The organism is Flavobacterium sp. TAB 87 (assembly GCF_001529295.1).
Classification (GTDB): Bacteria; Bacteroidota; Bacteroidia; order Flavobacteriales; family Flavobacteriaceae; genus Flavobacterium.
Genome location: NZ_LLWK01000038.1, coordinates 134,301 through 155,547, shown reverse-complemented (window position 1 = coordinate 155,547; position 21,247 = coordinate 134,301). Strand labels below are relative to the sequence as shown.

Below are 21,247 nucleotides of genomic sequence, written 5' to 3'. Positions count from 1 at the left end.
GACTTGTAAAATTACAATAATGTCAACGGACTTCATAAGAATTTAACTCCGATTGATTCTTATAGTAAGAAATGCTGTATCGTCATGAAAATGATTCTATTTTTTAATTTTTAACACAAAGAAAACAATTCGTTATTTTAAATTAGTCTTAATTACGCGTTTATTTGGTTTAAATTTTATAAATTTGCAACAGCAAAAAATTAATAAGAATGCCACAAATTAGTACTTTGACCAGCAACATATTGTTTGAAACTGAAAAAGGATACAGTTATCAGTGTGATCTAACGAACAGTATAATTATCAGTTTTGTGAATACCGTTTCAACGTATAAAATTCAAGATTTTTTAATTTTTCAGAGAAAAGTAAATAGCGTTGATATTCTGAATATGTTATATGATTTATCAGATCAATCCGACGCTCAGCTTATTGAAACTACCAAACGTAATTTTTCTCGTACGCTTAGTATTTGTGAAATTGTTCAACTTCGAGAACTATTAAATGGGACCAAATTCACTTTAAGTTTGCACTCCATGTTATGTAATGTATTGTTGGCTGACTTGGTTTGATGCTTACTTAGATTAAATACAAATATTTTAGTGTTTGCAGTGGTTGGCGTAAATTTTTGTAACTTTACTTGTCTAAAAACAAAATGGTCATGAAAGATTTATTAAGAACAAACACATCGTTAACTCAAGCTGTTGAGCAAATACTAAACTTGCAATCAAAAATAGAGAGTGATGCTTCTAACAAATATTTGGCTATGGCTTCATGGTTGGATAGAAACGGTTTTGAAAATACAGCCGGTTACATGTATAAGCAAGCTGAAGAAGAAAGAGAGCATTTTCTTAAAATATTTAAATACATAAGTGATGTTGGTGGAATTGCAATTACACCAAGCATTCCTGAGGTTCAGCAAGAATTTGGATCTTTTAGAGAAGTTTTTGAAATTGCATTGCAAAGCGAAATTGCGGTTACTAAAGCCGTAAACAGAGTTATTGCAAAATGTAGAGCCGAAAATGATTACGCTACAGAAGATTTTATGATGTGGTACGTGACAGAGCAAAGAGAAGAGGAAAAAAATGCAAGAAGAGCATTGGAGCTTTTTGAATTAATCAATGAAAACGAAGCTGCTGGAAAATTTGAATTAGACGTACAAATCGCAAAAATAGAATAATCGATTAACGATAAATAGAAATCCCTTACTGCTTAAAAGTAGTAAGGGATTTTTTTGTTATTACGAATGATGCATTACACTATTATGTAAAAAAAGCAGTTAATAATTACTAATTGCGTTTTCGTTTTCATCCAATCGAAATTCTCTGTTACGTATTCATTATCGATTCGATTTCTTCCACTTCGATCGGAATGTTTTTCATTAAATTAAACGGTTCTCCGCTTTTTTGAACTACTACATTATCTTCCAAGCGAATTCCGAAACCTTCTGCAGGGATGTATATTCCAGGCTCTACAGTAAATACCATATTTGCTTGCATTGGTTCGTGTAATAAACCATAATCATGCGTGTCTAAGCCCATGTGGTGTGATGTTCCGTGCATGTAGTATTTTTTGTAAGCCGGCCATTCTGGATCTTCATTTTGAACATCAGCTTTGTCTAGTAAACCTAAACCAAGTAATTCTGATGTCATAATTTTTCCAACTTCAATATGATATTGTTTCCAAAGTGTTCCAGGCATGAGCATCTTTGTAGCTTCGTTTTTTACGCGCAATACTGCATTGTAAACTTGTTTTTGTCTTTCAGTATATTTTCCTGAAGCAGGGATAGTGCGGGACATATCGCTGGAATAGTTAGCATATTCTGCAGCAACATCTAATAAAATTAAATCGCCAGCTTTACATTGTTGGTTGTTTTCAATATAATGTAAAACATTGGCATTGTTTCCAGAAGCGATAATCGGTGTGTAAGCAAAACCTTTAGAGCGATTGCGAACAAATTCGTGAATTAATTCTGCTTCAATTTCATATTCAGTAACATTTGGTTCTACGAAGCTTAACAAACGTCGAAATCCTTTTTCGGTAATGTTACACGCGTGCTGAATCAAATCAATTTCTTCTGATTCTTTTACAGAGCGCAAACGCTGTAAAATCGGATTACTTTTGGCAACTTGGTGTGCTGGATATGTTTCTTTCCACCATTTAATGAAACGATCTTCACGCGTTTGTGTTTCAACAGAAGCGCGGTAATGTTCGTTGGTGTTGATGTAAATTGTATCAGCGTAACTCATTAATTCTTTTAAAATCTTATGAAAATCCTGCAACCAATAAACAGTTCGTATTCCTGAAACCTGCAAAGCACGTTCTTTGGTTAGCTTTTCTCCTTCCCAAACAGCGATATGATCGTTGGTTTCTTTTAAGAAAAGAATTTCTCTTTGATTTTCGTAAGGAGCGTCAGGAAATAACAATAAGATGCTTTCTTCTTGATCGACACCACTTAAATAAAAAATATCGCGGTGTTGCGCAAATGGCATCGTGCTATCGGCACTAATGGGGTAAATATCATTTGAATTAAATACTGCAATAGCATTAGGTTTCATCTGTGTAGCAAATTTTTCGCGATTTTTAATGAAAAGAGAATTGTTTATTTGATGATATTTCATAATTATTTGGATTTGTTTAAGAATACTCAAAATTAATAATTTTTAAAACAATGAAGAGTTTTAGAGTATTAAAGTTTTGCCATAAGTCAAAAAGCCAAAACAATTTTAGGTGGTTTGGCTTTTAGGAAATAATGTAAAATATATTTATGAAGTTATCCTTTGTGCAATTATGATTAGCGCTTAAATTAATCGATCCATTTGTAATAACGGGCGCCGATTAAAGTTGGAATTTTATTTTCAATTCGATCTAAAATCCATTCTTTTTTTGCCATTCTGATGCTTTCTTTTTGTTCTTTACGGTGCAGTCTTTCGTAGGTTTCAAAATCTATTTCGGTGCTTTTTTCTAAAGTTTCAAAAAGCTGTACTTTTGAAATAGCCGATTTCCATTCGGGTTGAATAGTTCCTTCGAAAACTTTTGACTTGGATCCACTTCCATAAGCAAGAAATCCGAATTTTGAATTGCTAATCTCTACCTTAGAATTGTAGAAATGTGATAGGGTCGAAAGTAATCCCATAAAAATGGAACCGGTATACAGGTTCCCAATTAAGGAAGAGGCTAATTCTGCCGCCTGTAATTTCTCAGATACGAATTCTCGGTATTCGCTAGATTTTGCAATTTCTTTTAACTTTGTTTGATATTCAGCCGGAGTTTCTTCTCCAGAAATTGTTTTTTGCTGATGGTCTAATGTGTATATTTCAGATAGCATGCGGCGTCCTTGAAAAGAATACGGCAAGTGCATCACGATACTTCTCCAGTTATTGTAAATTGTTTCGGTCGTATTTTTTTGTTTTTTAAAGTTGAAATACGCATTTCGAGTTCGGTCCATGTAACATTGGTTCGAATATTGTCCGTCAAAAACTGGCTGGTCTTTGTGAATTGTGATCTCAGCTTCTAAGATGTCAAACCAAGGCTCGTTTACGTTATTTAATAAAATTTGCTCTTTAGTAATGGTTCGGTGCGGTTTAAAGAAGTCAAAAACGCCTTTCGTACTTGTTACCCAAACGTTGTTAATAGCAATTATTTTAGGATTGGCACTAACTAATATCGCTAAAGCTCCCGCGCCTTGCGTATATTCTCCAGTAGAATTTAAATCGTATTTAGCAAAATCAGTAGTAACCACGATTGCTTTTTTTGTTGGATGCAGTTGTATAAAATCCAAGCAATTTTGCAATGCATCGACCCCGGCAATACACGCAAAAGTAAAATCGACCACATCACAGGTTTCCAAAACTCCTGCACCATATTTTTGTTCCATCAAAGTGATTAAATAAGAACCTATAGGCTTGGAGCTGTCTACGGCGCTTTCGGTTCCAACGTAAATGCGACTAATTTCATTTAAGTCTATATTGTGTTCGTCTATTAATTTAGTTAGTGCGTTGGCACCAAATACAACTACATCTTGATGCAAATCAGGCAAAGTCATTCGTAATAATCCAAGACCTTTTTCAAGCTTTTCGGCTTCAATGTTTCTAGCATTAGCTAAGGTTTGTATGGGTAAATGTATTTTTGCTACATCAAAAGCAATAGCTTCAATTCCGGTTTTCATTATCACAAATTTTAAGCTCGCAAAGATAAAGCTATGGCCGTGATATATCGGTTTTTAAACTAGCAAAGCTTTATGGAGTTGTCACTTTTAGGGAAAACAAATTAAAAGTTAAGATAAAATAGTAATATCATAAAGTTTTGATGAAAATGTAAAGCTGGAATGAATTTTAAAGAATATTATAATGTTGTTGCTTATTTTGTTACTAAAAATGTCTCGATTTTAGCTATTTTACATATTGAATATTTAGAACTCCATTCTTTTTAAAATGATTATAAATAACGGCGAAATGGTTGTAGTTGTATCTGAATTGGTTTATTTTTGTGGAATTAAATAAAACAAATTATTCTAATTCTTATGGCAAAATCGGCACTTTTAAAGTCATCATTAGCTAAAAAATACTGGATGGCTCTAACGGGGTTATTTTTATGCTTGTTTTTGGCGGGTCACTTAGCAGGAAATTTACAATTAATTTTCAGTGATGCATTACAATTTAATCAGTATGCAGTGTTCATGACCACCAATCCGGCAGTAAAATTACTTTCGTACGTAACGTACATTTCAATCCTTTTTCATGCGGTTGATGGAATTCTGTTAACGATTCAGAACAGAGCAGCTCGCCCGGTAGGTTACGCAAAAAACAATCCGGCGGCTAATAGCTCATGGGCTTCAAGAAACATGGCATTGCTAGGTACATTGATTTTAGTATTTATTGTAACGCACATGGTAAGCTTTTGGGCAGTAATGCATTTTGATGATAAAATGCCTTTGCAAACCATTAGTATTGACATGCAGGGACAGAAGCAAGACTTTTATGTTACTACAGATGGGGGTTATATTCCTGTTGATCAAGTTAATGAAAGCGGCTTAGTGATTAAAAACAGAACTGAATTTTTTGATGCTACGGCTAATATTAAAGTAAAAGAAGGTTACAAAGATTTGCATAAAATTACAGTTGCCTTTTTTCAAGATGCTCAAACAGGTCTTATTGCTACCATTTTATATGTTATAGCGATGATCGTTTTATCTTTTCACTTAATGCACGGTCTTGCTAGCGCATTTCAATCTCTGGGTGTGAACTACCCAAAATACAATCCAATTATTAAAGGATTTGGAAAAGGATTTGCGATAATTGTTCCTTTACTTTTTGCAATTATTCCAATTTATATTCATTTCTTTTTAAAAGCATAAATATATGAGCTTAGATTCAAAAATTCCACAAGGCGCAATGGCGGACAAGTGGACCGACTATAAAGACCACATCAACTTAGTAAACCCTGCAAACAAGCGTAATTTAGACATTATAGTTGTTGGTACAGGATTGGCAGGAGGTTCTGCTGCTGCTACTTTAGCTGAGTTAGGATATAATGTAAAAGCATTTTGTTTTCAAGATTCTCCACGTCGCGCGCACTCAATTGCAGCACAAGGAGGTATCAATGCAGCAAAAAATTATAAAGGGGATGGTGACTCTGTGTACAGATTGTTTTACGACACTGTAAAAGGAGGAGATTACCGCGCTCGTGAAGCAAACGTTTACCGTTTGGCTGAAGTTTCATCTAATATTATTGACCAATGTGTGGCTCAAGGAGTTCCGTTGGCTCGCGAATATGGTGGGTTATTAGACAACCGATCTTTTGGTGGAGCATTGGTTTCGCGTACGTTTTATGCACAAGGACAAACTGGACAACAATTGTTGTTAGGAGCGTATTCTGCAATGAATCGTCAGATCGGTCGTGGAAAGATCAAAATGTATAATCGTCACGAGATGCTTGATATCGTTATTGTAGATGGTAAAGCAAGAGGTATTATCGCTCGTAATTTAGTTACAGGAGAAATAGAAAGACATTCAGCTCATGCAGTTGTTGTGGGTTCAGGAGGTTACGGAAACGTATTTTTCTTAAGTACAAATGCAATGGGTTCTAATGCTACTGCAGCATGGAAGATTCATAAAAAAGGCGCATTTTTTGCTAATCCTTGTTACACACAAATTCACCCAACTTGTATTCCTGTTTCGGGAGATCATCAGTCAAAATTGACTTTGATGTCAGAATCGTTGCGCAATGACGGTCGTATTTGGGTTCCAGCAAAGTTAGAAGATGCACTAGCTATTAGAGAAGGTAAAAAGAAAGCAATTGATTTAACAGAAGCAGATAGAGATTATTTCTTAGAAAGAAGGTATCCTGCTTTTGGTAATTTGGTGCCACGTGATGTTGCGTCTCGTGCGGCTAAAGAAAGATGTGATGCTGGCTTTGGTGTAAACAAAACAGGTGAAGCAGTTTTCTTGGATTTTGCTTCAGCGATTCAACGTTACGGAAAAGAACAAGCGCACATTAAAGGATTAAATGAAAATGATACTGAATTAACTACCAAGTTAGGAACAGACATCATTCGCAGTAAATACGGGAATTTATTCCAAATGTATTTTAAAATTATCGATGAAGATCCGTACACGCATCCGATGATGATTTATCCAGCTGTTCACTACACAATGGGTGGAACTTGGGTTGACTACAATTTGATGACAACTATTCCAGGGTGTTTCTCTATTGGTGAATCTAATTTCTCTGATCACGGTGCAAACCGTTTAGGAGCTTCTGCTTTAATGCAAGGTTTAGCTGATGGATACTTTGTTCTTCCTTACACTATCGGTGCTTACTTGGCTCCAGATATTAAGTTAGGTGCAATTCCAACAAACACTCCAGAATTTGATGCTGCCGAAAAAGGAGTTGCCGATCAAATTGCGAAGTTTATGAATAATAACGGAACACATTCTGTTGATTATTTCCACAAAAAATTAGGAAAAATCATGTGGGACAAAGTAGGAATGGCTAGAAATGCTCAAGGTTTAAATGAGGCTATCGAAGAAATTGCTGCGTTAAGAGAACAGTTTTATAACGAAGTGAAAGTTCCAGGAACAGATAAAGGATTTAATCAAGAATTAGAAAAAGCGACTCGTGTTGCCGATTTCTTAGAATTGGGTGAATTGTTTGCAAAAGATGCTTTGCACCGAAACGAATCGTGTGGTGGACACTTCCGTGAAGAATACCAAACTGAAGATGGAGAAGCACTTCGTGATGACGAAAACTTTGCGTACGTTGCTGCTTGGGAATACAAAGGAAAACCTAGTGATGCCGTTTTGCATAAAGAACCTTTAGAATTTGAGGCGATTAAACTAGTTCAAAGAAATTACAAATAGCAATTAGTCAAAAGCCAAAAGTTTGTAGTCCTTTGACTTTCTACTTTAGACTTTATGATTTTCAAACTAAAAGAGTATGAAACTTACATTAAAAATATGGCGTCAGAAAAACGCCCAAGATAAAGGAGCGTTAGTCGAATATAAAATCGACGGGATCGAACCTGATATGTCATTCTTAGAGATGCTTGACGTATTTAACGACCAACAAATTAACACAGGAGGAGATCCAGTATCTTTTGATCACGATTGTCGCGAAGGAATTTGCGGAATGTGTTCTTTATATATTAACGGAGAAGCGCACGGACCAGACAGAGGAGTAACCACTTGTCAATTGCACATGCGTATGTTTAACGATGGTGATACAATTTTTATTGAGCCATTTAGAGCAAAAGCATTTCCGGTAATTAAAGATTTAGTTGTGGATAGAAGTGCTTTTGACAGAATTCAGCATGCGGGAGGATTTATCTCGGTAAATACTTCTGGAAACACAATTGACGCCAACACGATTCCAATCAATAAAGACGATGCAGATAAATCATTTGATGCTGCTACTTGTATTGGTTGCGGTGCTTGTGTAGCGAGTTGTAAAAACTCATCTGCAATGCTTTTTGTTTCGGCCAAAGTATCGCAATATGCATTGTTGCCACAAGGAAAAATTGAAGCACACGACCGTGTTATGAACATGGTTCACCAAATGGATCAAGAAGGTTTTGGTAACTGTACTAATACTGGAGCTTGTGAAGTAGAATGTCCGAAAGGAATTTCTTTAGAAAATATAGCACGTATGAACCGTGAATATTTATCTGCAAGTTTGACGTCATAAATTAGACTACTGTTTATAAATAAAAAACGCATTCATTAATTTGAATGCGTTTTTTTGTTTTCTATTCGTAAAATAATTGCGAAGCGCTAATTTCTTGTTTTTCTTTTCCTTGTTGTTGAATGAAACACTGTAGCGCTGAACTTCCATCGGCATTGAAATAATTGATGTTTATTTTGTGAAAGCCTTTTTCTAGTTTGGATGCACCAAAAGCTTCATTGATCCAATGTCTACCATCATTATCGACAATCAATTGATTGTCTATTACTACTGTTGCACCGTCGTCTGCAATGGTTGAAAAAGTGTAGGTATCGGTTTCTGAGATGTAAATGTATCCTTCAAACTGTAGACCTAAATAGCGATTTTCTTTTGATTTGTATTTTTCGATTTCGATTGCACCTTCGTGGATACCACTTTTGGCAGGTTTTAACAAATTCATTTCGATTGTTTGTTGAAATAAATTATGGTACATTTTGTATTTCAGACCTTTCTTCTTTGGTTTAACAACTAATGCAGGGAGTGTTTTTGAATTGGTAACGGCAATTTTGGTAATGGAACTTCTTCTACCGCTCTCGCTAATTTGAACTACCTTTATTATTCGGTGTTCTCCTTCGGGAACTGTAATTGTAACTTGACTTTTGTATAAGTTGGCAGTTTCATCAGGATTATATCCGTCAATTGTATAGAATATTTGCCCATTTTTGACGGTTGGTTTTAGGTTTAATTCATATTTTGAAGCAACAATTGCAGTATCTTTTATTCCGAAAGGAGTTGGTACTTTATACAATCGTTTTACCATATCTAACTTTCCTAAATGAAATGGAATTCGATCTAAAACAAAATTGGTGTAATTTTTTTGAGAAGTTTCAGTCCAAGCAATTTCTGCTAAAGCAAATATTCTAGGATACAACATATAGTTTAGTTTGGCAGGGCTCGTTAAATATTCCGACCAAAGATTACCTTGAACTCCTTTGATGTATTTTTGTTGATCACTAGTTAAACTGTCTGCTGGAGTTGGGTTGTATCGATACACTTCTTCGACCGTTGTCAAGCGGCCAACAGTTAGCGGTTCTTCTAAAGAATAGCCTTGATTGTGATCAAAATAAACATACTCTTCTGGAGTCATAATAACATCATGTTTGTCTCTTGCTGCTGCAATTCCACCAGATTCTCCGCGCCAAGACATCACTGCTGCATTTGGCGCCAACCCGCCTTCAAGAATTTCATCCCAGCCAAAAATTTGTCTTCCATTGGCATTTAGATATTTTTCAATTCGTTTAATAAAATAACTTTGCAATTCATGCTCGTTTTTTAATCCTTCTTTTTTAATTCTATTTTGGCAATTTGGACATTTTTCCCATCTTGTTTTTGGGCATTCGTCTCCGCCAATATGAATATAGGTACTCGGAAAAAGCATCATAACTTCCTCTAAAACATCTTCTAAAAAAGTAAAAGTTTCTTCTTTTCCAGCGCAGAATACATCCTCGAAAATACCCCAAGATTCGATAACTTTAAAATCGTTAGAAGGAAAACAAGCTAAGTTGGGATACGCAGCTACAGCAGCCGAAGCGTGTCCAGGCATTTCGATTTCAGGAATTATGTTAACGTATCTTGATTCGGCATATTTTACTATTTCCTTAACTTCTTCTTGCGTGTAGAAACCGCCGTAAGGAGTATTATCAAAAAATCTCGGAAAACGTTCAAATTTATTTCCTACTAAGGTTTGGTCTCTTTTCGAACCTATCTCAGTTAGTTTTGGATATTTTTTAATTTCGATACGCCAACCCTGATCGTCTGTTAAGTGCCAGTGAAAGTTATTTAATTTGTAATAAGCCATTTGATCGATGAAATCCTTGATAACTGCTGTCGAAAAGAAATGACGACTTACATCCAAATGCAAACCACGATACGAATAACGAGGTTCATCATTTATGGTTACACAGGGTATTTTTACAGCGTTGTTCTTGGGTTCATTCGGTAATAGTTGTAATAAGCTTTGGACGGCATAAAAAAGACCAATTTCTTGTCCGGTCACTCTAATTTCTTTAGGGGAAATTTCTATTTTGTAGGCTTCAGAAGTTTGTTTTGCGGAACTTATTCTTTCAGATTTGAAAATAACTTTTATAGCAGCCTTTTGTTTGTCGAAATTTGAATTTACAGCTTCTTGAAATAACATAGCTGATTGTACTTCTTTGGCGCTAAATTTATTTCCCTCAAAAATAATTTTTATATTACCAGAAATAGTCAAGCTATCACCAGTTGTTTTGTATAAATTAGGCATGGGAATAATCGTGCGATTTACAAAATGTTCTTGAGAGGTAGCAATTATACTACTTAAGAATAGGAGAAATACAGCAATTTTTTTCATGATTGGATGTTGAGAATGAATTGAATTTATATATTTAATGATGTGGAGTGCAATTTTTTTGCATTTTAAGCCTTTATTTTGTTAATATAGCAGTACTTGCTTTGTAACTCTATTTGCTGCTTGCAAGAAATTTAGCAATATTATTGCAATTATTAATTACTTTTGTTTTACCTAATTATTTTAAATGGATGCTAACGAAATCGTAAATTTCTCTAAAGAAGAACGAAAAAATCATATTCTTAAAGAAATCAATTTGCATACGCGCGTAAACTTTGCTACACTGTCAGATCAATTGTCTGTGTCAGAAGACACTGTTAGACGTGACATTAATGAATTAGAAGTCGAGTCGATGTTGATCAAAGTGAAAGGCGGTGCTATGACTAAGGCCTATCATCATTCGTCTTCTTCTCAAACGTATGCTAGCGAAGCAAAACAAATTATAGCTCAAAAAACGGTTACCTTACTTCATGATGGAATGGTTTTATTATTAGGTGGCGGTACCACAATTCGTGAATTTATACGAATGATTCCAAATGATATGAACTTGACTGTTTTTACAGTGACGGCTCTCTCTGCTGTAGAACTTTTAGACAAACCCAATGTCAAGGTAATCATGATTGGCGGTAGTATTTCTCCTTACAGTCAGATGTGCGTAAGCGGTGATGTGTACAACCAATTAAGTACAATTAGTGCTGATCTACTAATACTTGGCACGAATGCTCTAGACGTTAAAGGCGGATTCTCAGATTCTGACTGGGATACTGTTCAGGTTAAAAAAGCTATGATAAAAGCCTCTCAAAAAACAGCTATATTAACTATTTCTGAAAAGTTAGACACCGTTCAGAAAATGAGAATTGCTAAATTATCAGAGGTCGATTACATTATCACTGATGTAGAACCAAACCACGAGAAATTAAAGCGATACAAACTAAAAGTTCCCACGTTAAAATTTCTTTAATCCCAGTTTTTCATTAAAAAGTTAATCCAGTTTTGATGGAAAATTTTATTTAAATCATCTTCAGCGTATCCTTGAGTTCTAAAAATGGTTACTAATTTTTGAAGGTCAGCAATTGTGTCTAAGTCAGATGGGCATTGCTCGGTTCCAAAAGCACCATCCAAATCTGACCCAATTCCAACGTGATTAGCATTTCCAGCCAATTGGCAAATATGATCCATGTGCTTAAAAACCGTTTCTAAGTTGCAATTTGTGCTAGTTGGAGTCGAAACGCCACGTACCCAATTAGGTACTAACATCCAAGCATCTAATGCGCCACCAATTACGGCGCCTCTTTCTACCAATGCTTTAAGTTGCTCATCACTGTACTGTCGGTTATGATTAACTAAACTTCTACACATATTATGACTCGCCCAAATTGGTCCATTAAAATGATCTAGCGCTTGCCAAAATGCATCATCGCATAGATGAGTCGCATCGAGAATAATATTCAAGCGTTGCATCTCTGTTAGTAAATCTAAACCGTTTTGATTCATTTTTCCAGTCGCATCGGTTCCATTGGCATATCTACCTGGTCCGTAATGTGCGGGACCGATAGCACGAAGTCCATAATTGTATGCTTTTTCGAGATAAGAGAGATCAACTATAGAATCGGCTCCTTCTAAACTCAAAATATAACCGATTGGCTTTTTCTCATTAGCAGTTCCGTCATTCCACAAATCCAATTGCTTTTGGAGCGATTTTTTATCAGTGATAGCAGTCATTTCTCCCGCTTCTTCCATCGCTTTGTACCATTGCAATTGTCCTTGCGTTTGCGCCCAAGCTTGCTCAGGAGAATTCCAACCAGGTATTTTACTCTCGGGTTTTACAAAGCGCGCAATTTGCGTAGCTACAACAATTCCAATATTTCCTCTTCGTAGATCAGGTAAAGAAACAGTCGCGCGTTCGCGATCTGGTTTGTCGGTCATTCCTTTCTCTAAATTTCGTAGAACAGGAACTTCATTTCTTAAATCTCTATTCCATTCCATCGCATTCATGCTAAGGTCCAGATGGGCATCAATTATAAACATACATTTTTGGTTTTACTTATTAGATACTTATTTTTTTATTTCGGGCAAGAACTTTCCAGTTCGTGTAGATGTCTTTCTGGTTATTTACAACTTGAACCGTCTCATATAAATTGCAAGTAGGGCACACGTGATACGGCAGCGCATAAATGGTATTGCCTACTTTGTAGTTATAATTACCGTGATTCTCTAAAACCAAATGCTCTTCGGAATGTGAAATTGGAATTAAATTTTCATCATTTATAATAACCAATCGTTTGTCTAAAGTGTTTTCTGATGCAACAGATTTGTAGCCAATATCGATGCAAAACGTAGTTGGAGTAGGTTGAGAAATTATAGTACCTACAAGTACAGCTGCGGTTTTAAAATCTTGTTCGGGTAAATTAGTCGAATAATTTAAATCCCAGAAAATAAAAGTTCCGGGACTGCATTCTACATTTTCTTGCGTCGCATAAAACGGAAAAGTATTAGAGCCACCGGCAACAACCAAAAATTTTTGATTGGTCTCTTCTTGCAATTGATTAATATTCGCGATTATGTTTTGAAAAGATTCGGCAACTTCGACAGTACGATTTTCAATTGCTCCCTTTACGTGACCGTCATAAATATGAAATCCGACGAAGTGTAAATGCTTCAATTTCATAATTGATCTAGCAAGGTAAATCCAATCTTCAGAAAGTGCAACTCCCGTTCGATTCATTCCAGTATTCAAATCTAAATAAACGGTCAGCTGAAGGTTATTTTTTTTAGCAATAGTATTCAGTTCTTTGGCAGATTTTAAATTGTCAACAATGGTCGAAAATGTGGCATCACGATATTTCTCGATAAGCGTTATCCATCGCTGCTTTTTTAATCCGACAGGTTGATACGCTAATAAAATATCAGAAACTTGGTACATTGCCGCCAATTCTGCTTCAGCAATCGTAGCGCACTTTATCTTGTCTATGTTGTTTTTCTTGAACAATTCTAAAACTTCACCAATTTTATGCGTTTTTATATGCGGTCTTAATTTCGAAAGATCACCTTGAACCGCTGCAATCAAACTGTCTATATTCGATTGCATGCGATCTTCGTAGACAGCCAAGAAAGGAGTGTCTATTTGTGTGTCGCGATTTATTTTCCACCAATTATTTTGCATCTTTTTCTTATTTCTAAATTAGATAAAATGATTAAAAAGAGATTTTTAATATAATTCGAATAAAGCTTCTACTTCAACTGGAATATTATCGGGCAATGAGCCCATTCCGACAGCACTTCTAACCCCAATTCCATTTTCTTGTCCCCATATTTCAGCAAATAATTCGCTGCAACCATTAATCACATACGGATGGCGCTCAAAAGAACTGTTGCAATTCACCATTCCGAGTACTTTAACGACTCTTTTTATTTTGTCTAAACTTCCAAAGTTGCTCACAATGGTCGATAACATGGTCAAGCCCACTTGTCTTGCCGCTAATTTCCCTTGTTCGATATCCATATCATCGCCAATTCTTCCGATAATTAAAGACTTATCATCTTGTACCGGACCATGTCCAGATAGATATAAGTACTTCCCATCAACTAAAAATGGTTTATAAATTCCTAATGGTTGTGGTGCTGGTGGCAATGACAATCCTAATGATTCAAATTTTTCTTGTGCAGAATTCATGATTTAATGTATAATTGAGTTTAATATAAAAACGAAAACAATTCCTAAAACAGACACCAAAGATTCCATTACGGTCCATGATTTAAAAGTGTCTTTTAAGCTGATATTAAAATATTCTTTGAACATCCAAAAACCAGGATCGTTAACATGCGAACACATTAAGCTTCCGGCACCGATGGATAATACTAACAAATTAGAGTCTAAGCCGCTCAGTTGTAATAAAGGCAGTAAAACGCTGGCCGTCATTAAACCCGCAGCAGTAGCAGAACCAACGCAAATGCGAAGAATCGCTGCCATCATCCATGCTAATAAATAGGGATGAATATTTACTTGGTTTAGCAATGCTACAATAGATTGATCCACTCCGCTTGCAACCATAATTTCTTTTAAACAACCTGCGCCACCTAAAATAAAGATAATTAGTGCAACATCTTTTATCGCCTCGCTATAATCGTCCATTATTGATTTTATAGAACGTCCCACTCGTAAACCCAATGTATAGGTACAAAGGATAACAGATATTAACATTATTATGGTCGGCTGACCAATTGTTTTACAGATTAGTTCAAGTTGCTCATTCTTGAAAACTAAAGGTAAGAGTGTGGTAAGTGTTAAACCAAAAACAGGAAAAAGAGACGAAAATAAACTGATACCAAATCCAGGAAGTTTGGCAGGTAATTTTAGTTCGTTGATTTTTAAAATCCCGTCGGTTGGTTCACTTTTTATGTTTTTAAGAAAATTAGAAAAATACAAGCCCGCGATTAAAATAGTTGGAATTGCAATGATGATACCGTAAACCAAAACTAGCCCAAGATCTGCATTAAGTACTTGACTCAACGCCATTGGGGACGGGTGAGGAGGCAAGAAGCCGTGAGCTACAGAAAGAGAGGCTAGCATCGGAATTCCTAAATATACTTTTGGTAATTTAAATTGATGTGCGACGGAAAAAATAAGCGGAACTAATAAAACAAAACCCACGCTGTAAAAAAGTGGAATGCCAACAATAAAGCCTGTAATCATTAAACCTAAGCGAATGTATTTTTCACCGGTAAATTGCATTACAGCTTGTGCAATACTAGTTGCTGCACCCGAAGTTACAGTTAGTTTACCAATGCAAGTTCCAAATATAATAATCAGTGCGACAGCACCTAACATTTCGCCCAGACCTTTTTCGATGGATGGTGCCAAACTATCAATAGGTAGTCCTAAACAGAAGCCAGCTAGTAAGGAGGTAAAAACAAAGGCAAGGAAAGGATTAATTTTAAACCACGTTATTTGCAGAATTAAAAAAACAATACATGCGGTAAGAATTAAAATACTCATAAATATCACTATTATTATTTATCCCACCACATTTTAGTAGTGAAATTATCTTCTCCTTGTTGCTCTATGGCAGCAGCTAATTTAACAGAATTTACTGAATATTCACTTGTTGGGTATTTCAAACGTCTTGGGATCGTTCCGTTTGTAACATTGCCAGGAAAATTCACTGGCGTTAATACAGGATATCCCGTTCGTCTCCAGTTGGCATAAACTTCTTGTTCGTCTACAAATAATGCTACCCAAATCTGGGTATTAATTTGGTTTAATTTATCTTCTAATGATCCAGCGGCATTAAATGGATTTGCAGTTAAGTATGGTGTTGCATCAGCAATTGCATAACTACTACCGTAAATACCCATGTTTAAAAACGAGGCTTTTACACCATTTTCATATAAATTTTGTGCAGTTTCACCTGTATACCAGCCTCGAGCAGCGGCTTCGGCTAAATAAAGATGTGTCTCCACATTGCTTATAATTACAAGAGGCGCGTCAAACTTAAAGACAGTCGCTTGGTTAGGCTCTGAAAATGTGGCCTGTTCTACTGGCGTAGGAGCAATTTTAAGTCCATTAGGAAAACCTTTTTGTATAGCAGCATTATTATTTTGAACTGTTCCTTCCCAAACTCCAGAATAAACATTAATTCTAGGATCAGCGGTAGTTTGTAAAAAGTCAATAAATGTTTTAGATAATTTCCCGCCTTCAACATTTGTTTTCCCAAAAGATCCTTGTGTAAAATCTTGTTTTCTTGCATCAAATCCAGCTGGATTTTTATTAAAGTCATTTGGTCCATCTGTATATTTCATGATGGCATTGTCATTTCCATTTAAAATGACACCACCAGCAATCGCTTTTGTTACCCAAGTTTTTGCAAGATTTCCATCTACTTTAGATAATCTTAAGCCAAGGCGAAGCATTAAAGAATAAGAAAACTTTTTCCACTTTGCTACGTCTCCATCATAGATTAAATCCGCTTTACCAAAAGTTGGTTTTGCAGGATCCAAAGCTAAAGCAGCTTCATCTAGTTCTTTTAATAAATCTTTATAAATGAATTCTTGTTTGTCATATTTTGGAAGAAATATTTGCGATGTATTCGCTTTCGCCGCTTCAGTATATGGAATGTCGCCGTACAAATCTGTGACTCTATGATATAAATAAGCCTTCCAGATTCTTGCAATATTCAATTTGTTGCTGTCCTCAGGATTGTTTTTAACAGCATCAATTACGATTTCAATTTCGTTTATTGCCGTTGGATAAACCTGATTGAAATAAGCTGAAAAATATACTTCGTTGCTTAAGTATTTGTCCCCAACTCCAGATGCTTCTTTGTACGTTGCATAATGTTGCAACATGCCACCACATTCCAAGACATTGGTAAAAAAATAATTATTGTTTAAACCATCGAGCTGCGATTTACTAAATACGTAATTTGCATTTGGTTTTTCAACGACATTTGGATTCGTATTTATATCTTCGAAATCCTGGGTACAAGCACTCATACTTCCTAAAAGTATACCTGCCATATATAAAATTGTTATCTTTTTCATTTTTGTGTAATTTAGAATTTAACGTTTAGACTTAAACCGAAACTTCTTGTTTTTGGAACTCCAAATTGCTCTACACCTTGCGCATTTCCTGCACTAAATACAGATTCTGGATCTACGTTCTCTGTTTTCTTGTAGAGAATAAATAAATTTCTTGCAACAAATGAAACAGAAGCGCCCTGAAGTTTAGACAAACCTTGAATCTTGTCAATTGGAAGTTCATAACCAATAATCACTTGTCTTAATTTTATAAAACTTGCATCATAGACAAACGTCGAAGATATATTTCTTAAGCCGTCGTAATAGGTTCTTAAGTTTTCTGGAGCGATCACCATATCAACTGCGTTGCCTTTAGTATCTACTCCTTTAATTGGTAAGCCGCCATCGCGACCTTCCAAAGTTAACTTTGTCAACCCCATACGCGTTCCATATAAATCAGTTCCAGAATATAAGCTTCCGCCAAATTTACCATCGATTAAAAAACTGAAAGACAAAGATTTGTATTTGAATTCGTTGCTAAAACCAGCAGACCACGGATGAACTCCTTCACCTAATTCTTCTAAAGGCCCTTGAGCAATAGAGGCGGATGCTCCACTTACATTATAAACTGTATTTCCGTTTGCGTCTTTAAGTGGTTTATACCCTTTTATAGTACTGTATGGACGACCAACATCACTAGTAATTGTAGCATAACCGTTTACAGAAGTAGCCATAGTTATAGAGTTCAATTGATCTGTAAGTGCCTCTACAGTGTTTTGATTGTATGAACCGTTGAAGCTAGACTCCCATGAAAAATTGTCCGAATTGATGATCTTTCCGCTAAGCAAAAACTCAATTCCTTTGTTTCTCATTTTTCCAAGATTTAGCAAAGCGGTGCTTGCGCCTGAACCATTAGAAATTGTAGTTTCAACAATGTCATTTGTAGTTGCACGGTTGTACCAAGCAAAATCAAAGTTTAAACGATTATTGAAAAATCCTAAATCTGCACCAATTTCAAATGTGGTAGAAGTTAAAGGACTCAAAGTCGAATTTGGAACTCTAGAACTAGTTAGACCTTGCAGTTGTTGTCCATTGTGCCCGCCTTGAATCATAGAATAAGATTGCTTTAAAGCGTATGGATCTGGAGTGGCTCCACCAACTTCAGCCCATGATGTTCTTACTTTGGCAAATGAAACCCATTCTGGCATATTAACGATGTCAGATAATATAATACTCGTTCCCACAGATGGATAAAACACTGTGTTGTTCTCTGCTGCAAGCGTAGAAAACCAATCTTGACGCCCAGTGAAGTTTAAGAAAACAATGTTCTTGAAATCAAAATCTGCAGCAGCGTAAACTGAATTAGTTTTTGTTTTTCCGTAGGGATAACTATAGGCCAATGTAGACAAATTGGTTAAAGCATAAAAATCGTCCAAAACAAAATTGGATCCTTCTACTCTAATTTCATCTCTTAAGGTTGTTCTAGAATTTACACCGATTAAAGCATTCAATGAGAAATCTTTATAGAAATTTTTCTTCGTGTAATTTAAAATTGCTTCAGAGTTCAAATTGGTCAATTTCATATTTGAACCTTGTGCATAACCAACAGGATTGTTTAAAGTCGTTTTGGGAATGTAACCAAAGAAATCATAATCGGTAAAATCTTGCCCAATTCTTCCTTGTAAGAATAACTGTGGAGTGAAATTTAACTTCACATTTAACATTCCGATAAAACGATTTTTGGTATCTTCATTTTTGATTTTATTAACAGCAAAGTAAGGATTTGTAGCCACTGCCACAGGATTCCAAGCTTCTTCAATTCCGTCTTCACCATAACCTGGGTTCAAATTTCTAATATCAACCGTGTTAGCTAGCATATAAGTTCCCCAGTTCGGGTTTGCTTCAGCATCAGAAACAGTTACTCTATTGTTAGATTTCTCAGTATTATATTGCGCTACAACATCAAATTTCAACCAGTCGGTAACTTTGACATTGCTTGCCATATTTACACTTTTTCTATTGAAATCATTATTAGGAACAACGCCCTCGTTGTCCATGTTCAAAAAAGAGATCCGTCCTGTAGCTTTTTCACTACCGCCAGATAAGGCAATCGAGTTTATAAAGGTGGTTCCTGTTCTGTAAAAGTTTCTAATATTGTCCTTTTGTGCAACATATGGTCTTTCTACTCCATCAAATTGTATCACGTTTGAGCCATCTATTTTTGCTCCCCAAGACCATCGGCCATCTGATACCGCCCCAGCTTGAGTAGTTGGTTTTTTGCCTAACGATCCCGCTCCATATTCATATTGCCAATCTGGAACAATCGATGGCGTTTCAAAAGTAAAAGAAGAGTTGTATTCTATGCCAATTCCTTTTTGTATTGCTCCTCGCTTGGTTTGAATTAAAATCACACCATTCGCAGCATTTGCGCCGTACAAAGCCGCAGCAGTTCCTCCTTTTAAAACTGTAATACTTTGTATGTCATCTGGATTAATAACCGAAGTTCCATCTCCTCTATCAACATTTATTCTGGTTGAGCCAGGTCCGTTTCCAATACCTGGTAAATTAAGTTGTGTATTGTCTATTGGCAAATCATTTACCACATACATTGGCTGATTGTTTCCGTTTAATGAACCATTTCCACGAATTACAACTCTAGTAGAACCGCTAGGTCCTGTTGAGGTGCTATTTACATTCACACCTGCAATTTTTCCAACGAGCGCATTTGCAAAGTTTGTTTCTTTTGCTTTGGTAAATTCAGTTCCTTTAAGTTCTGTTACCGCATAAGAAATAGATTTGCTGCTTTTTTTAACTCCTAATGCAGTTACGATTACTTGATCAAGTGCATTTTCGGCTGGTTTTAAACTTACTATAAAATCAGTTGTTCTATCGATTTTATATTCGCTTGTTTCATAACCCATATACGTTATCAAAATGTGGGTTTCGCCTTCGGGAACATTAAGTTTAAATCTTCCTGATTCATCGGTTATGGTTGCCACTCTATTGTTGCCTTTGGCATAAACAGTTGCTCCGGCAATTGGTATTCCATCATCTTGTCCAATGACTTGGCCTGAAAGTTCAATCTGACTGGCTTGTTGGTCAAAAAGATTTGTTGTGATCGCAGGTTCGTGGGCGTTTGCCGAGAGGATCATCCCCCCAATAAACAGTAATGAAAATAGCTTTTTTTTCATAAGTGGTTGGTTTTCATGTTTACCATGTTTTTGATTACTGATCCAAATATATATATTAATTTAATAACAATGCAATTTATTTGCAAAACAAATGCATTTTTTTTGCAAAAAAAGAAAGAATCATATAATATATTTTTATAGTGATAATTATTTTTTTTCGCAAAATATTTGCAAATAGTGCTACTTTGTTATCGTTTGTGGAATTAATATGAATTTCTTAGTTTTATAGAATGAAAATCGCCTTAATTCAATCGGACTTGGTTTGGGAAAATGTAGAAAAAAATCGAACTAGTTTCGAGGCAAAAATCAATTCAATTGTTGAGGAAGTTCAGTTGATCATTTTGCCCGAAATGTTTACTACTGGTTTTTCGATGCATGCAACATCTCAAGCAGAAACCATGCGAGGAGAAACAATAAATTGGATGAAGAATTTGGCAAAACATCGAAATCTTGCACTAACAGGAAGTTTAATTATCACAGACAACGGCAACTTTTACAACCGTTTGGTCTTTGTGTTTCCCTCTGGTGAAGTTCAGTTTTACGACAAGCGACATTTATTTACGTTGGCAAATGAAGATCAGTGTTATACCAAAGGAACGTCTAAATTAATAGTAGATTATTTGGGTTTTAAAATTTGTCCGTTGATTTGTTATGATTTGCGTTTTCCTGTTTTTTCTAGAAATACTGAAAACTACGATGTTTTGATTTACGTCGCCAACTGGCCAAAAATAAGAACTCAAGCGTGGAATGCTTTGTTAAAAGCGCGCGCGATCGAAAACGTTTGTTACTCAATAGGTGTAAATCGGGTGGGTATGGATGCGCATAATTTTGAACATGTCGGTCACTCACAAGTCAATGATTATTTAGGCAATTCCATTTTATCTCCACAAGAAAACGAAGGTATTTTTATTGTGAATATTGATAAAACGGAACTGGTAAAAACACGCAAAAAGTTGGCGTTTTTAGAAGACCAAGATGAATTTACGATTCGGTATTAGAT

16 protein-coding genes are annotated in these 21,247 nt (G+C 35.6%); 7 read left to right on the top strand and 9 right to left on the bottom strand.

The window, feature by feature from the left end; translation table 11 throughout:
* The first annotated feature begins 209 nt into the window (after positions 1-209).
* Positions 210-566, top strand: a complete 357-nt coding sequence (locus AP058_RS12855; protein ID WP_066311585.1) for a hypothetical protein — start codon at positions 210-212, stop codon at positions 564-566.
* 89 nt (positions 567-655) lie between these two features.
* The gene (locus AP058_RS12850; RefSeq protein ID WP_066311582.1) at positions 656-1,174 is read left to right on the top strand and encodes a ferritin; all 519 of its coding nucleotides are present in this window, start codon (positions 656-658) and stop codon (positions 1,172-1,174) included.
* 148 nt (positions 1,175-1,322) lie between these two features.
* Here AP058_RS12850 and AP058_RS12845 read toward each other — a convergent pair whose 3' ends face one another.
* On the bottom strand, positions 1,323-2,615 hold the full coding sequence (locus AP058_RS12845) for an aminopeptidase P family protein (protein WP_066311579.1): 1,293 nt from the start codon (positions 2,613-2,615) through the stop codon (positions 1,323-1,325).
* Positions 2,616-2,800: 185 nt separating this feature from the next.
* Entirely contained in the window at positions 2,801-4,162 is a 1,362-nt protein-coding gene (locus tag AP058_RS12840; RefSeq protein WP_066311572.1) for a hydroxymethylglutaryl-CoA synthase family protein, read from the bottom strand.
* A gap of 354 nt (positions 4,163-4,516) precedes the next feature.
* On the opposite strand from AP058_RS12840, the gene AP058_RS12835 reads away from it, so the two are divergent.
* The 3 genes from AP058_RS12835 to AP058_RS12825 all read left to right on the top strand — a co-directional run bounded on the left by AP058_RS12835 (position 4,517) and on the right by AP058_RS12825 (position 8,178).
* Positions 4,517-5,350 carry a succinate dehydrogenase cytochrome b subunit gene (locus AP058_RS12835; RefSeq protein ID WP_066311564.1) on the top strand — a complete coding sequence of 278 codons (834 nt, stop codon included), beginning with the start codon at positions 4,517-4,519 and terminating at the stop codon, positions 5,348-5,350.
* 4 nt (positions 5,351-5,354) lie between these two features.
* Positions 5,355-7,355: a fumarate reductase/succinate dehydrogenase flavoprotein subunit gene (locus tag AP058_RS12830; protein WP_066311563.1), complete on the top strand. Its 2,001-nt coding sequence runs from the start codon at positions 5,355-5,357 to the stop codon at positions 7,353-7,355.
* A gap of 76 nt (positions 7,356-7,431) precedes the next feature.
* Positions 7,432-8,178: a succinate dehydrogenase/fumarate reductase iron-sulfur subunit gene (locus tag AP058_RS12825; RefSeq protein ID WP_066311561.1), complete on the top strand. Its 747-nt coding sequence runs from the start codon at positions 7,432-7,434 to the stop codon at positions 8,176-8,178.
* A 61-nt stretch (positions 8,179-8,239) separates the two neighbouring features.
* Here the strand turns inward: AP058_RS12825 and AP058_RS12820 are convergent, their stop codons facing one another.
* On the bottom strand, positions 8,240-10,543 hold the full coding sequence (locus AP058_RS12820) for a family 20 glycosylhydrolase (RefSeq protein ID WP_157492726.1): 2,304 nt from the start codon (positions 10,541-10,543) through the stop codon (positions 8,240-8,242).
* A 184-nt stretch (positions 10,544-10,727) separates the two neighbouring features.
* Between AP058_RS12820 and AP058_RS12815 the strand changes: the two genes are divergently transcribed.
* Positions 10,728-11,501 (top strand): DeoR/GlpR family DNA-binding transcription regulator, encoded by a 774-nt coding sequence (locus AP058_RS12815; protein WP_066311558.1) that lies wholly within the window; start codon positions 10,728-10,730, stop codon positions 11,499-11,501.
* Here the strand turns inward: AP058_RS12815 and AP058_RS12810 are convergent.
* The 6 genes from AP058_RS12810 to AP058_RS12785 are packed head-to-tail and all read right to left on the bottom strand — an operon-like array spanning position 11,498 to position 20,247.
* On the bottom strand, positions 11,498-12,568 hold the full coding sequence (locus tag AP058_RS12810; RefSeq protein WP_066311555.1) for a dipeptidase: 1,071 nt from the start codon (positions 12,566-12,568) through the stop codon (positions 11,498-11,500). The two genes, AP058_RS12815 and AP058_RS12810, sit on opposite strands and share 4 nt — an antisense overlap.
* A gap of 19 nt (positions 12,569-12,587) precedes the next feature.
* Positions 12,588-13,703 (bottom strand): D-TA family PLP-dependent enzyme, encoded by a 1,116-nt coding sequence (locus tag AP058_RS12805; protein WP_066311548.1) that lies wholly within the window; start codon positions 13,701-13,703, stop codon positions 12,588-12,590.
* A 45-nt stretch (positions 13,704-13,748) separates the two neighbouring features.
* On the bottom strand, positions 13,749-14,213 hold the full coding sequence (locus AP058_RS12800; RefSeq protein WP_066311545.1) for a RidA family protein: 465 nt from the start codon (positions 14,211-14,213) through the stop codon (positions 13,749-13,751).
* Positions 14,214-14,216: 3 nt separating this feature from the next.
* Positions 14,217-15,536 carry a GntP family permease gene (locus AP058_RS12795; protein ID WP_066311542.1) on the bottom strand — a complete coding sequence of 440 codons (1,320 nt, stop codon included), beginning with the start codon at positions 15,534-15,536 and terminating at the stop codon, positions 14,217-14,219.
* A 14-nt stretch (positions 15,537-15,550) separates the two neighbouring features.
* Entirely contained in the window at positions 15,551-17,080 is a 1,530-nt protein-coding gene (locus tag AP058_RS12790) for a SusD/RagB family nutrient-binding outer membrane lipoprotein (protein ID WP_066311539.1), read from the bottom strand.
* Positions 17,081-17,091: 11 nt separating this feature from the next.
* The gene (locus AP058_RS12785) at positions 17,092-20,247 is read right to left on the bottom strand and encodes a SusC/RagA family TonB-linked outer membrane protein (protein WP_066311536.1); all 3,156 of its coding nucleotides are present in this window, start codon (positions 20,245-20,247) and stop codon (positions 17,092-17,094) included.
* Between the two features lie 230 nt (positions 20,248-20,477).
* On the opposite strand from AP058_RS12785, the gene AP058_RS12780 reads away from it, so the two are divergent.
* On the top strand, positions 20,478-21,245 hold the full coding sequence (locus tag AP058_RS12780; RefSeq protein ID WP_066311533.1) for a nitrilase family protein: 768 nt from the start codon (positions 20,478-20,480) through the stop codon (positions 21,243-21,245).
* Positions 21,246-21,247 lie beyond the last annotated feature (2 nt).